This window comes from Pseudomonas sp. SIMBA_068 (genome assembly GCF_046534705.1).
Lineage (GTDB): Bacteria > Pseudomonadota > Gammaproteobacteria > Pseudomonadales > Pseudomonadaceae > Aquipseudomonas > Aquipseudomonas putida.
Genome location: NZ_JAWRYI010000497.1, coordinates 1 through 272, shown reverse-complemented (window position 1 = coordinate 272; position 272 = coordinate 1). Strand labels below are relative to the sequence as shown.

1 protein-coding gene is annotated in these 272 nt (G+C 44.1%); it reads right to left on the bottom strand.

Translation table 11 applies throughout. The annotated features are described in order from the left end of the window. Nucleotides 1-272, bottom strand: a 272-nt coding sequence (locus tag SB756_RS30115) for a hypothetical protein (RefSeq protein WP_410913241.1), incomplete at both ends; no start/stop codon positions are given.

Here is a 272-nt window from a genome sequence, read left to right as displayed (position 1 = left end):
CCACGTCTACATCAGAATAGAAATATCCACTGGTATGATAGTACGCTACGCCTGCCTTCCTACACTCTTTGCCAGAAAAGTTCCCTCTCCTTATATCAAAAAGATCAAGATAACGCTCATCAACAATATTTTCAATTCGGAGCCCATTGGAGAAATCCAAAAGATGACGATGCGCTTCCCCCCCATCCATAGATAGATAGACAAAGCCAGGTTTCGGCACTGACTTTTGCACAACCAGAATATACGTGTGCGCCTCTGTCCCCTTAAATTCC